Genomic DNA, 12,331 nt, shown 5'->3' on the forward strand with positions numbered 1-12,331 from the left:
AAGATGCGAGACGCGAGAGCACGGGATGACGACACTTTTGTCATCGCGGATGGCACCAGGAACGGGCATCCGACGTCCTCAAACCCTCTCGTCACGGAGCCACCGATGCACCTGCTGCCTTACGCCAACGAACCCTACGACACCTACACCACCCCCGCGTCCCTGGAGGCGATGGCCACGGCTTTGCGCAGCGTGCGCGCCCAGTTCGGGCAGACCTATCCGATGGTGATCGGCGGAAAGAAAGTGATGAGCGAAGCACTGCTGGTCTCCACGAATCCTTCTGCGCCAAGCGAGGTGGTCGGCAAATCCGCCCGGGCCACGCGCGAGCATGCGGAGGCAGCTTTGGATGCTGCCTGGACCGCATTCGAATCGTGGAAGCGGTGGAAACAGGAAGACCGCTCGCGCGTCATGCTGAAGGCCGCCGCCATCATGCGGCGGCGCAAACAGGAACTCGAAGCCTGGCTGGTCTATGAGATCGGCAAGAACTACGTCGAGGCGAGCGCGGAAGTCGCCGAGATGATCGACTTCATCGAGTACTACGCGCGCCAGGCCATGCGCCACGTAGGCGGCCTCGGCCATCTGAACGCCTATGCCGGCGAAGAGAACGAGAGCTTCTACATCCCTCTCGGCGCCGGCCTCACGATCTCGCCCTGGAATTTCCCGATGGCGCTGATGACGGGGATGACGGTCGGCGCCATCGTCGTCGGCAACACCGTGGTCTGCAAACCGGCGGAGGACACTGTCGTGTCGCTCGCCAAAGTCTTCGACATCTTCGAGGAAGCGGGCCTCCCTCCCGGCGTGGTGAACTACCTGCCCGGCGTCGGCGCCGAAGTCGGCTCCTATCTGGTCGAACATCCGCGCACCCGTTTCATCAACTTCACCGGCAGCTTGGCGACCGGCAAACGCATCAATGAGGCCGCCGCCAAGGTGGTCGACGGTCAGCGCTGGTTCAAGCGCGTGTTCCTCGAACTGGGCGGCAAGGACGCCATCCTCGTGGATGAAACCGCCGACCTGGACGCTGCCGCGCTGGGCGTCATCCAGGGGGCCTATGGCTATCAGGGCCAGAAGTGCTCTGCCTGCTCGCGGTTGATCGTCGTCGATAGCGTGTACGACGCGCTGCTCGAGCGTGTCGTGGAGCGCACGAAGAAGCTCAGCCTCGCGCCAGCCGACCAGAACCCCGATCTCGGGCCGGTCTGCAATGCCGCGCAGGACGCCAAGGTGCGCGAGTACCTGGAGATTGGCCACAGCGAAGGCAAGCTGCTGGTCGGCGGCCAGCGGCTCGACGGCGAGGGCTTCTTCATCCAGCCCACGGTCTTCGGCGACGTGGCGCCCGGCGCACGCCTGGCGCAGGAAGAGGTGTTCGGTCCGGTGGTGGCAGCCATCCGTGTCAAGAACTTCACCGAGGGTATGGCGGTCGTCAACAACACCGTGTATGGACTGACCGGTGCGCTGTTCTCGCGCGACCGCAGCCGCATCGAGATCGCGCGCCGCGACTTCCATGTCGGCAACCTGTACTTCAACCGCAAGTGCACAGGCGCGCTGGCCGGCGTGCAGCCTTTCGGCGGCTTCAACCTGACCGGAACCGACACCAAGACGGGCGGCCCGGACTACCTGCTGCAGTTCATGCAGATGAAGTCGGTCGCAGAGCGCCTCTGACGTCAACACCTGGACAACAAGGAACACGCAGCATGAGTTTCATTGCCGGCCGGCTCAGCGCCATTGCTCCCGCCGAGACCATGGAGATGGCGGCCAAAGCTGCCGTCCTCCGCCGCCAGGGGCTGGACGTGATCTCTCTGTCTCAGGGCGAACCGGACTTCGATACGCCCGAGCACATCCAGCAGGCGGCACTGCGCGCCATGCGCGATGGCAAGACCCGCTACACGGAGGCCGCCGGCGTGCTGCCGCTGCGCGAGGCCGTCGCCGCCAAGATGCAGGCCGATCACGGCCTGGCCTATGGGCCCGACGACATCAGCGTCACGGCGGGCGCGAAGCAGGCGATCTTCAATGCCTTCCTCGCGACGCTGAATCCGGGCGACGAAGTGGTCGTTCCGGCGCCGTGCTGGGTGTCCTACCCCGAGATCGTCAAGCTCACCGGCGGTACGCCCATCGTCGTCGAGTGCCCGCGCGAGGCGGGCTTCAAGCTCACGCCGGCACAGTTGGAAGCCAGCATCACGCCGCGCACCAAGTGGCTCATGTTGAACTCGCCGTCCAACCCGACGGGCGCCGTCTACTCGCGGGCTGAACTTGGCGCGCTGGGCGACGTGCTGCGGCGCCACCCGCAAGTCTGGGTACTGACGGACGACATCTACGGGAAGCTGGTCTACGGCAGCGAGCCCTTCGCCAATATCCTGCAGGTGCTGGCAGAGCTGCAGCCACGCACACTGGTGGTCAACGGGGTGTCCAAGGTCTACTGCATGACCGGATGGCGTATCGGCTACGCGGCCGGGCCACGTGAACTGATCAAGGCGATGAACCTGGTGCAGGGCCAGAGCACCAACAACGCCAACGCGATCGCCCAGTTCGCCGCGGTGGAAGCACTGACTGGCGACCAATCCTGCATCGACACTTTCCGCTTCGCCTTCCGCGAACGCCGCGATTTCATCGTCGATGCGCTGCGGAAAGTGCCGGGACTGGAAGTCGATCTGCCGGACGGCGCCTTCTACGCCTACGTATCCTGTCGCGCGCTGATGGGACGACAAACGCCTTCGGGCCAGACGCTCTCGAGCGACCGGGAATTCGTTCCCTACCTGCTCGATGAAGCGCAGGTGGGCGTGGTGTCCGGGACCGGGTTCCTTCATTCCCCGTATTTCCGCGTGTCGTACGCGGCAGGTATCGCGCAGCTTGGCGAGGCGGCCAGGCGCATCGCCCGCGCCGTCGAAGCCCTGCGCTGATTCAAGCACCATGAGCCAACACACCATCATCATCGGCGGCGGCGGCATCGGGTCGGCCATCGCCTGCTTCCTCTCGGCGGCAAGCGCTCCCGGCGATCGCGTCACGGTCGTCGAACGCGACCCGACCTATCAGATGGCCTCCTCCAGCCTGTCGGCCAGTTCGATCCGCCAACAGTTCTCCACGCCGCTGAACGTGCAGCTGTCGCAGTTCGGCTGGGAGTTCATGCGTTCCTGCACCGACGAGGCCGGCGTGGCCGGCGGCGCGGTGGGATTGAATGAACGCGGCTACCTGTTCCTGGGCCGCGAAGACCAAACCGAATCACTGCGCCAACGCGCCGAGGGGAACCGCGCACTCGGCGTCTCGATCCACGAGTTCACGCCCGAGGAGCTGGGGGCGAGGTTTCCCTGGATGCGCTGCGACGATCTCGCCTACGGCGCCGTGGGTGCGGCCGGCGAAGGCTGGTTCGACGGCTACATGCTGCAGCAGCTCTATCGCAGCCGGGCGCGTGCGCGAAATGCCCAGTACATGCGCGGCGAGGTCGTGCAACTCGAAACCCGCGGCCCGAGGATCGTGGCCGCCATCCTGGCCGATGGCAGCCGGATCGAGGGCGACCGGTTCGTCAACGCGGGCGGGCCCTGGTCCGCGAACGTCGCGCGCACGGTGGGCGTGGAGATCCCGGTGCGTGCGCGCCGTCGAACCATCTTCGTCGTCTCGTGTCCGACCCCGCTCGCCGACTTTCCCATCCTGATCGACAGTTCGGGCATCTTCGTACGGCCCGAGCAGCACCACTTCCTGTGCGCGGTGGTTCCCGACGAGAAGAGCGACCACGACGACCTGCCGCTGGACCCCGATTTCACCCTCTTCGAGGATGCGATCTGGCCCACTCTGGCCGAACGCATACCGGCGTTCGAGGCACTGCGGGTCGAACGCGCCTGGGCTGGCTACTACGAGTTCAACACGGTCGACCACAACGGGCTGGTCGGGCAGATCGGCCCCGACAACTTCTTCGTCGCCGCGGGCTTCAGCGGGCACGGACTGATGCACAGCGCCGGCATCGGACGCGGCGTGGCCGAGCTGCTGACCCTCGGCAACTACCAGAGCCTGGACCTGTCGCCGCTGTCGCCGCGCCGGCTCGAAACAGGTCAGCTGATCGTCGAAGACGCGGTGTATTGATCCGCGCCACCAACTCCGCAGACCAAGGACACACCCATGCTCGATGCAGCACAGAGCCTTTCGCCCCCCAAGGCCTACCAAGCGCCGCGCTTCGCGGTGCCGCGCGGCGCGTGCGACGCACACACCCACATCATTCCCGAGAGCGGCTGGAAGCTGGTCCCCGGCGCCAACTACATCCCGGCGCCGGCGCCATCCGTCAGGCACCTGGCCATGCTCGACGCGCTGGGCCTGGAACGCGGCGTGGTCGTGCAGCCCAGCATCTTCGGCACGGACAACACGGCGGTCGTGGACGCCATCGCGCTTGCGCCGCAGCGGCTGCGCGGCGTCGCCGTGGTCGATCCATCGATTTCCGATGCAGCGCTGCAGACGCTGCACGACCAAGGCATTCGCGGCGTTCGCTTCAACGTCATGCTGGGCGGCGGCGGCGGCCTCAAGGCGATGACCGAGCTGGCGTCCCGTCTCGACACCCTGGGCTGGCATGCCGAGATCCTGCTCGATGGCCATCTGCTGCCCGAACTGCTGCCCGCGCTGAAGGCATTGCCCTGCAGGCTCGTCATCGACCACATGGCCAGCCTGCGTGCCGATGTCGGGCTCGACGCCGCACCGGTGCGAGCGCTGCGCGCCCTGATCGCCGGGCACGACACCTGGGTCAAGCTCTCCGGCACCTATCGCCTGGCCGACCAGGCCGCCAATGAGCGGCTGGCCGAGCGCGGTCGCATGCTGGCGCAGGAGGCGCCCGACCGCATTGTCTGGGGCAGCGACTGGCCGCACGTGGCGTGCTCGTTCATGCCCGATGCGGGAGAGCTGCTGAACGTGCTGGCCGGCTGGTTCGACGCGGACCCGGCCCCGCTGCAGCAAATTCTGGTGGACAACCCGGCCCGGTTGTTCGACTTCCCTGCCATCTCGCAAGACGCATCGAGGAGACCTTCATGAACATCCTTCTTCAACTCAAGGATCCCGCGTGGGCCGACCAGGCCATTGCCTCTGTGAAGGAACTGGTCGCCGAGTGCCGCGAGGAGCTCGGCGAGTGCGAGCGCATCGGCCGCTTCCCGGCCGAGACTTACCGCCGCATGGGTGCGCTCGGCCTGCTGGGCGTGATCACCCCCACCGAGTGGGGCGGCCTGGGCGGCGATGCCCCCGAATACTGCTTCACCACGGAGGCGATGTGCCGCTACGGCCTGGTGTCCAGCCAGGTGCAGATCCAGGGCATGCGGTGGATGAACGATTGGGGCACGCCGGAGCAGAAGCAGAAATACCTGCCCGGCATGGTGGCCGGCACGCTGGTGTTCTCGGAATCGATCTCCGAGCCCGGCGCGGGCTCGTCGCTGAAAAAGCTCAAGACCACCGCCGTGCGCAAAGGCGGCGACTGGGTGATCAACGGCAAGAAGATTCACATCAACCTGGGCGCCGAAAGCCACGTCACGCTGGTCTACGCAATGACCGACGAGGGCCTGACCTCCTTCCTCGTCGACACGGATCTTGCCGGCCTCACCCGGCGCCACACCGATCCGCTGGGCTACCGCTTCCTGCCCACGGCCGACATGGTCTTCGAGAACGTTCGGGTACCCGATGCGGCACTGCTGGGCGCGCCTGGCGAGGGCATGAAGACCTTCCTGTCGACCTTCAACGTCAGCCGCCTGGGCAACGCCTCCGAACTGATCGGCTTCGCAACGCGCGCACTGGCCGAAGCCACCGACTACGCCAGGCAACGCGACGTCGGCCCCAACAAGGTCACCGACTTCCAGGGCATCCAGTGGACCCTGGCCGACTGCTACAGCGCGCTCTACGGCGCGTCGCTCGCCCGGGACCACGCGGCCAATCTCGTCAGGCAGGGGCAGGAGTTCTCCATGGCCACCAGCCTGGCGAAGAAGCTGGCCGTCGAGGCGGCCGAGAAGACCACCAACGACTGCTTCGCACTCACGGGCGGCCACGGCCTGTACCGCGACAAGCCCTGGGGCCAGTTGCTCTACGAGGTGAAGACGCTGCGCATCGCCGGCGGCTCGATCGAGATCCTGCGCAACTACATCGCGCACCAGATCCTCAAGGATGAAAAACTCAAAGGATTGAAGTGAACAACGTCGCTCGACTCATCGTCTCGGCTGCCGCCGCCGCTCCGCACACCGCGTTCGGCACCTTCCGCCAGCAGGACCGCCTGGAGCGCGTCGTCGAGCGCTCCCGCGCCGTTGCAGAACGCCTGGCCGAGGCCGGCCTCGTGCGTGGCGACGTCGTTGCCGTCATCGGCCACAACAGCGGCGCCTATCTGGTCACGTGGATGGCGACCCAGTTTGCCGGCCTGCAGGCGGCGCTGATCAACCCCGCCTACCCCGATGAACTGCTCGGGGCCATGCTCGACGACCTCGCGCCCCGCGGGCTCCTGTGGGTCGGCCGCGATCCTGGCTCGCTTTCGGAGCGCGACGAAACCCAGGTGGACATGCAGTCCGCGTGGGACGGCACCATCCAGGTCCTGCGCACCGATGGCCGGCAAGGGGCCGCGTCCGGGTCGGGGCTGGATTGCGATGCCGACGAGATCTCGGCCTACATCCACACGTCGGGCACCACGGGCCGCCCGAAGTTCTGCGCACTGAGCCACGGCTATTTCCTGCGGCTGGGCCGGTTCTTTGCCGACACCTTTGCGCTGTCGCCACAGGACACCGTTTGCGCCCCACTGCCCCTGTTCCACATCAACCCCATGGGGTACGGTGTCCTGGGTGCCCTCACGGCGCATTCCGCACTGCTCTCGACAGAGAAGTTCTCGGCGGCGGATTTCTGGCGAGATGTCAAGGCCCATGGCGTGACCGCGCTCGTGCTCCACGCGCCGCCAGCCAACCTGCTCAAGGCCAAGACCACCACCGAGGAAGCAGAGGGCCATCGGGTGCGCATCGGCTTCCTGTGCGACCAGGCCTTCCTGCGCCAGTTCAAGGTGCCGATCGGCGTGGGTGCCTACGGCTCCACCGAGGCCGGTGGCCTGTGCCACACCTGGCTCCTGCGCCCCGACGATGACGACATGCCTGTCGAAGGCGCCTCCCATCTCGCTGGCCGTGCGCGCCATGACTTCGAGCACAGGATCGCGGAAGACGGCGAGATCTGGGTGCGCGGCAAGCACCCGCTCTCACTGTTCTCCGGGTACGCGAAGGGTGGCCGCATCGAACCCCAGGCCGATGCCGATGGCTGGTTCCACACGGGCGACCGCGGCCGCCTCGACGAGTACGGCCGGCTGGTCTTCGTGGACCGCATCAGCGAGTCGATCCGCATCAACGGTGAATATGTGCCGATCGACTTCGTCGAAAGCCGCCTCAAGCTGGCGAAGTCGCTGGGCGAGTTCGCGCTGTGGCGAGTCGACTCGCCCGCCAAGGGGCACGATGTCGTGCTCTATACCACCGCCGTCGATGTGAGCCATGCCGAGGTGCGGTCGGCACTGGCCGACCTGCCCAAGTACATGCATCCTGGCCAGTTGATCCGCATCGCACAGTTGCCGCGCGACCCTGGGATCGGAAAGATCCAACGGCGCCTGCTGAACGAGCAGCCGCGCCTCGAAGTTGCCAAGCTGTAAGGAAGCCGCGATGTCTTTCCTGACCATCGAACGCGCCGGCGGCATCGTCACCTTGACGATGTCGGAGCCGGCCACCCGCAACGCCATCACCGACAACAGCGCCGTCGATGAATTTGCCGCCGCCTGCGCCGAGATCAATGCCAACCCTGCCGACAAGGTGGTGATCATCACCGGCGCGGGACCGGCCTTCTCGTCCGGCGGGAACATCAGCACGATGCACCGCTGCATGGACCCCGCCATGCCTTGCGAGGCGATCATCGCCGACTACGCCGGAGGCATTCAGCGCCTGCCGCCAATCATCATCGGACTGGAAGTGCCGACGATCGCCGCGGTCAACGGCCCCGCGCTCGGTGCCGGCTGCGACCTGGCCTGCATGTGCGACATCCGCATCGCCGCAGACGCAGCGACATTCGCCGAAAGCTTCATCCATTTCGGCATTGTCCCGGGCGATGGCGGCGCGTGGCTGCTGCCGCGCATCGTCGGTGCTTCCAAGGCGGCCGAGATGAGCTTCACGGGGGACGCGCTGACGGCCCAACAGGCACTGGATGCCGGGCTGGTCAGCCGAGTGGTGTCGGCCGATGCACTGCTGCATGAAACCCGCTTGCTGGCAGAGCGCATCGCGGCGCGATCCGGTCCGGCGTTGCGCTTCACGAAGAAGCTGCTGCGCGAGTCGCCCAATCAAGGCCTGGAGACCTTGCTGGCGATGTCGGCGGCCTACCAGAGCATCTTGCACAAGACGCCCGAGCATCGCGCGGCGGTCGAGGCCTTCGAAGCGCGGCGCAAGGCCAGGAGCGCAGCGCGCCGAGGAAACGCCGATGAGTAACAAGCGTACCTCGAGCGCGATTGGAACTGGGACTCATGGCGAACCGAATCGCCGATTGGAGAAAAAACATGAAGATTGCAATCATCGGACTCGGTGAAGTGGGTCGCTGCTACGCCAAGGCGCTTCACGCTGGCGGCTACGAACTGAACTTGTGCGATGCCCGGCCAGCCCCTGCAGCCATTGCGCTGGGCACCGCATGGGACCTGCCGGTGCAGACATCCGTCGGCGACTGGCTGGCGGACTGCGATTGGGTGCTTTCTTGCGTGACGGGGGCACATGCACTGGGGGTCGTCGAGCAGTGCCTCGCCCACGGACGCCCTGGGACGACGATCTGCGACATGACCACGGCCAGCCCCGACGCGAAGCGTACGGCGGCCCGACAGGCGCAGGGCCGATCGTTCCGCTACCTCGACGTGGCGATCATGGGCGCCATCTCGCTGAGCCTGGAGAAGACGCCGCTTCTGGCGTCTGGGGAGGGAGCGACGGAGTTTGCCGAACTGCTGGCCAGGGCGAATGGCAAAGTCCGCGTGATCGACGGCGGTTCCGCCGGCGACGCCATCGCGTTGAAGATCCTGCGCAGCGTCTTCACCAAGGGCATGGAGGCGCTGAGTGTCGAGCTGCTGATGGCTGCCGAGGCTCAAGGCGTCCGCGAAAAGCTTTACGCGCAATTGCGCGACATCGACGAGACACCCTTGCGCACTTTCATCGACATGCTCGTGCGCACGCACGTCATCCATGCACGCCGCCGAGCGCACGAGGTCCAGGACGCAGCCGCCGAACTGGCCAGGCACGGACAGCCGTCGGTCGTACTCCCTGGCGTTCAGCAGCGATTCGCCCAAACGATCCAGGGGCTGGAGCACCAAGGTCCTGTACAAGCCGAGCCGACCATCGACGAGGCGCTCGAGTGGCTGCTGCGGCAGCCCGCACGCGCCTAGCTACCATACCAATGGCACGCGGGCAGGCACTCAGGCACAGGGACCTTGCCGTAGATCACTAGAAGGACAACGGCAAGATGCGGATCGAACCCCAAACATTGGATTGGCTGGCGCGAACCCCCGGGCTCGTGGAAGAGCTCTTCGACGGACTCCCCAATGTCCTCTTCTATATCAAGGATACCGAGGGACGCTATCTATGGGTCAACAAGACGTTGATTGAACGCAGCGGCCTTGGCGGGGTGTCGGACGTCATCGGCAAGACAGCGGATCAGCTATTCCCCGTGACCGGCTCCAGCACCCTGGCCCAGGACATCGATGTGATTCGTACGGGGCACCCGATCCGCGAGCTGCTGCGGCTCTACCGGACGTACAAAGGGGAGCGCTACTGGTGTCTGAGTTCGAAGTTTCCACTGCTCGACGGTGCGACGCGGGTGGCCGGTCTCGCGGGCCTGTCGCGCGATCTTCCCCGCCCCAACGAACGGCATCGCAGTTACCACCGCCTGGCCAAGTTCCTGGACTACATCGACCAGCGGCTCGACCAGCCGGTGAGGATCGCCGATGCCGCGGAACATGCCTCCGTGTCGATCGACACATTGGGCCGCCTGGTGTTCGAGGTCTTCCACATCACTCCAAAGCAACTGCTGATGAAAAAGCGCATCGACAAGGCGTGCCAGCTGCTCGATGAAACCAGTCTGTCGATCACCGATATCTCCGGTGCGTGCGGCTATTCGGACCACAGCGCTTTCACTCGGCAGTTCCGCGTGGCGACGCTGATGACGCCCGCCCAGTTCCGCCTCTCGCTCTCGCATCGGGTGAATTCCAAAGAATTGCGCGGGTAATCGCATCGAAGCGATCCATGCAGGATTCCGCAAGAACACACGATGAAGCCATCTATCCCTGCACGCCGCAACATCACAAAATTTGCTCGCATGCCTTCCGAAAGATCGAACCCATGAACATCCTGATCGTCTTTGCCCACCCCGAGGCGGCCTCCTTCAGCGGCGCCTTGAAAGACGTTGCGATCGAGACCCTGCAGCGGCAGGGCCACGAGGTGGCGGTGAGCGACCTGTACAGGATGGGCTGGAACCCCGCGCTGGGGCCGGACGACTTCATGGGCGAACGCAAGAACCCGGACTACCTGGATCTCTCTCGCGAGCAGGAGCACGCGTTTGCGACCGACAGCCAGCACGCGGAAGTAAAGGCCGAACAGGCGAAGGTTGCTGCGGCCGACCTCGTGCTCTTTCACTTTCCCGTCTGGTGGTTCTCGATGCCGGCCATGCTCAAGGGTTGGGTGGATCGCGTATTCAGCCGCGGTTTTGCCTACTCAGCGGGCCGCAAGTACGAGTCGGGGCATTTCAAGGGCAAGCGGGCCATGCTGTGCATCACCACTGGCACCGCATCGACGCTGTACGAGCCCAACGGCATCGACGGTGACCTGCACCATGTGCTCTGGCCCATCCACAACGGGACGCTGGCGTACACCGGCTTCACGGTCCTGCCGCCCTTCGCCGCATGGATGCCTGCCCGTGTATCGGATGAGGAACGCCAAGCCTACCTCGCCGCCTACCGTGAAAGGCTGAACGATCTGGAACGCACCGAACCCCTTTTCTTCCATCCCTGGAGCGACTACGACGAAACCCAGCGCCTCAAACCAGGCGTCCCTGCTCGCTCCGGCGTGCAGTGGAACCCGCGCGCCGACCAGACGTTCGAGCAGTCTGCCGAGGACTTCGCAAGGCGCACTGCAGCAGTCAACGCGCCCTTGCGCACTTGAGGAGTACACCGTGTCTGTCGCCAAAGAGAGCCCGTTCCGCGTCCTGCACCATGTTTGCGTCGTCGTGAAGGATCTCGACGCAGCCGTGGCCTGCCATGAATCGCTCGGAGTCGGCCCCTGGAGCGAATTCCCGTCGCTCGAGATCTTCCGGAACGAGCTCGACGTACCGGACGTGGACGCCTTCATGCAGCTGCGCTATAGGTTTTGCAATCTCGACAACGTCCAGATCCAGCTGTGCCAGCCCGGCGAAGGTGGCAGCCCACAGCGCATCTTCCTGGAGACGCACGGTGAAGGGGTGTTCCACCTGGGCTTCACCGTCCCGGACCTCGATGCCGCAGAAGCAAACGTGAAGAAGCTGGGCCTGGATCCGTGGATGCGGGGCCGCATGGAGGACCGCAGCGGATTCACCTACTTCGCTACCCGCGAGCAAGGAGCCGGTGTCACCCTGGAGATACGCGCCAACAAGCGCGTTTGATCGCCTCGGCAGTCGTGGGGGCCCTAGAGTCTCTCGTTCTCTTTGAGTACACCGGCATTGCGCAGTGCGGCGTCCAGCCATTTGGCCGCCGTGTTGCCTTTCTTGATGGCCTCGATGCGCGCGGCTTCGTCGGCGACCTTCTGCACTGCGGCCTGAAGAAGCACCTCCACTCTCTCCCGCTCGACGATCACTACGCCATCGGCGTCAGCGACAACGAGATCGCCGGGACGAACCGTCACACCGCCCGCCGAGACCGGATGCCCGATCCGCCCCGAGGCCAGCTTCGTCGGACCGTTGGGATTGGTGCCGACCGAAAAGACGGGAAAGTCCATCTCGTCGATCTCGGCGCTGTCGCGCACCGCGCCATCGATCACGACGCCGGCGATGCCGACCTGGCGGCAGGCATTCATCATGATCGTGCCCATCAGCGCGGCGCTCCTGTCCCCCTTGCCATCGATCACCAGCACGTCACCAGGCTTGGCCAGTGCAATGGCCGCGTGGATCATCAGGTTGTCGCCCGGCCGCACTTCGACCGTGAGCGCGCTGCCGGCCAGCTTCATCCGATGGCGCAGGGCCTGGATGCGGCCGTGCAACGCACCGCGGCGGCCCGCGACGTCGGCAAGGATGGCCGGCTGGAAGGCCGAGGCCTGCCGGACCAGATCGGGAGAGACGCGCTCGAAGTCGCGAATGATGTCGGGTAGCTGGTTCATCG

At 65.6% G+C, this 12,331-nt stretch carries 12 protein-coding genes; 11 read left to right on the plus strand and 1 reads right to left on the minus strand.

What is annotated here, in order from left to right; translation table 11 throughout:
• The first annotated feature begins 105 nt into the window (after nt 1–105).
• The 11 genes from pruA to ABID97_RS27640 all read left to right on the plus strand — a co-directional run bounded on the left by pruA (nt 106) and on the right by ABID97_RS27640 (nt 11,619).
• The gene (pruA, locus tag ABID97_RS27590) at nt 106–1,656 is read left to right on the plus strand and encodes an L-glutamate gamma-semialdehyde dehydrogenase (protein ID WP_354402522.1); all 1,551 of its coding nucleotides are present in this window, start codon (nt 106–108) and stop codon (nt 1,654–1,656) included.
• A 32-nt stretch (nt 1,657–1,688) separates the two neighbouring features.
• Nucleotides 1,689–2,891 (plus strand): pyridoxal phosphate-dependent aminotransferase, encoded by a 1,203-nt coding sequence (locus ABID97_RS27595; protein ID WP_354402523.1) that lies wholly within the window; start codon nt 1,689–1,691, stop codon nt 2,889–2,891.
• A gap of 10 nt (nt 2,892–2,901) precedes the next feature.
• Nucleotides 2,902–4,065 (plus strand): NAD(P)/FAD-dependent oxidoreductase, encoded by a 1,164-nt coding sequence (locus tag ABID97_RS27600; protein ID WP_354402524.1) that lies wholly within the window; start codon nt 2,902–2,904, stop codon nt 4,063–4,065.
• 36 nt (nt 4,066–4,101) lie between these two features.
• A complete protein-coding gene (locus ABID97_RS27605; protein ID WP_354402525.1) occupies nt 4,102–4,998 on the plus strand; it encodes an amidohydrolase family protein in 897 nt (298 codons plus the stop codon).
• On the plus strand, nt 4,995–6,137 hold the full coding sequence (locus tag ABID97_RS27610; RefSeq protein ID WP_354402526.1) for an acyl-CoA dehydrogenase family protein: 1,143 nt from the start codon (nt 4,995–4,997) through the stop codon (nt 6,135–6,137). Before ABID97_RS27605 ends, ABID97_RS27610 begins: the two co-directional genes overlap by 4 nt.
• Entirely contained in the window at nt 6,134–7,615 is a 1,482-nt protein-coding gene (locus tag ABID97_RS27615) for a class I adenylate-forming enzyme family protein (RefSeq protein ID WP_354402527.1), read from the plus strand. Before ABID97_RS27610 ends, ABID97_RS27615 begins: the two co-directional genes overlap by 4 nt.
• Nucleotides 7,616–7,625: 10 nt before the next feature.
• Entirely contained in the window at nt 7,626–8,438 is an 813-nt protein-coding gene (locus ABID97_RS27620) for a crotonase/enoyl-CoA hydratase family protein (protein ID WP_354402528.1), read from the plus strand.
• Nucleotides 8,439–8,473: 35 nt separating this feature from the next.
• Entirely contained in the window at nt 8,474–9,373 is a 900-nt protein-coding gene (locus tag ABID97_RS27625) for an NAD(P)-binding domain-containing protein (protein ID WP_354402529.1), read from the plus strand.
• A 77-nt stretch (nt 9,374–9,450) separates the two neighbouring features.
• Entirely contained in the window at nt 9,451–10,212 is a 762-nt protein-coding gene (locus ABID97_RS27630; RefSeq protein WP_354402530.1) for an AraC family transcriptional regulator, read from the plus strand.
• A 113-nt stretch (nt 10,213–10,325) separates the two neighbouring features.
• Nucleotides 10,326–11,144: an NAD(P)H-dependent oxidoreductase gene (locus ABID97_RS27635; protein WP_354402531.1), complete on the plus strand. Its 819-nt coding sequence runs from the start codon at nt 10,326–10,328 to the stop codon at nt 11,142–11,144.
• Between the two features lie 10 nt (nt 11,145–11,154).
• On the plus strand, nt 11,155–11,619 hold the full coding sequence (locus tag ABID97_RS27640) for a VOC family protein (protein ID WP_354402532.1): 465 nt from the start codon (nt 11,155–11,157) through the stop codon (nt 11,617–11,619).
• Nucleotides 11,620–11,642: 23 nt separating this feature from the next.
• On the opposite strand, the gene ABID97_RS27645 is transcribed toward ABID97_RS27640, so the two are convergent.
• A complete protein-coding gene (locus tag ABID97_RS27645; RefSeq protein ID WP_354402533.1) occupies nt 11,643–12,329 on the minus strand; it encodes an RraA family protein in 687 nt (228 codons plus the stop codon).
• Nucleotides 12,330–12,331: the final 2 nt, after the last annotated feature.

This window comes from Variovorax sp. OAS795 (assembly GCF_040546685.1).
Classification (GTDB): domain Bacteria; phylum Pseudomonadota; class Gammaproteobacteria; order Burkholderiales; family Burkholderiaceae_C; genus Variovorax.

Excerpts from the sequence above, each read along its gene's own strand:
- ABID97_RS27610 (WP_354402526.1), top strand. The coding sequence starts at position 4,995 with ATGAACATCCTTCTTCAACTCAAGGATCCCGCGTGGGCCGACCAGGCC.
- pruA (WP_354402522.1), top strand. The coding sequence starts at position 106 with ATGCACCTGCTGCCTTACGCCAACGAACCCTACGACACCTACACCACC.
- ABID97_RS27635 (WP_354402531.1), top strand. The coding sequence starts at position 10,326 with ATGAACATCCTGATCGTCTTTGCCCACCCCGAGGCGGCCTCCTTCAGC.
- ABID97_RS27605 (WP_354402525.1), top strand. The coding sequence starts at position 4,102 with ATGCTCGATGCAGCACAGAGCCTTTCGCCCCCCAAGGCCTACCAAGCG.
- ABID97_RS27625 (WP_354402529.1), top strand. The coding sequence starts at position 8,474 with ATGGCGAACCGAATCGCCGATTGGAGAAAAAACATGAAGATTGCAATC.
- ABID97_RS27645 (WP_354402533.1), bottom strand. The coding sequence starts at position 12,329 with ATGAACCAGCTACCCGACATCATTCGCGACTTCGAGCGCGTCTCTCCC.
- ABID97_RS27620 (WP_354402528.1), top strand. The coding sequence starts at position 7,626 with ATGTCTTTCCTGACCATCGAACGCGCCGGCGGCATCGTCACCTTGACG.
- ABID97_RS27595 (WP_354402523.1), top strand. The coding sequence starts at position 1,689 with ATGAGTTTCATTGCCGGCCGGCTCAGCGCCATTGCTCCCGCCGAGACC.
- ABID97_RS27630 (WP_354402530.1), top strand. The coding sequence starts at position 9,451 with ATGCGGATCGAACCCCAAACATTGGATTGGCTGGCGCGAACCCCCGGG.
- ABID97_RS27600 (WP_354402524.1), top strand. The coding sequence starts at position 2,902 with ATGAGCCAACACACCATCATCATCGGCGGCGGCGGCATCGGGTCGGCC.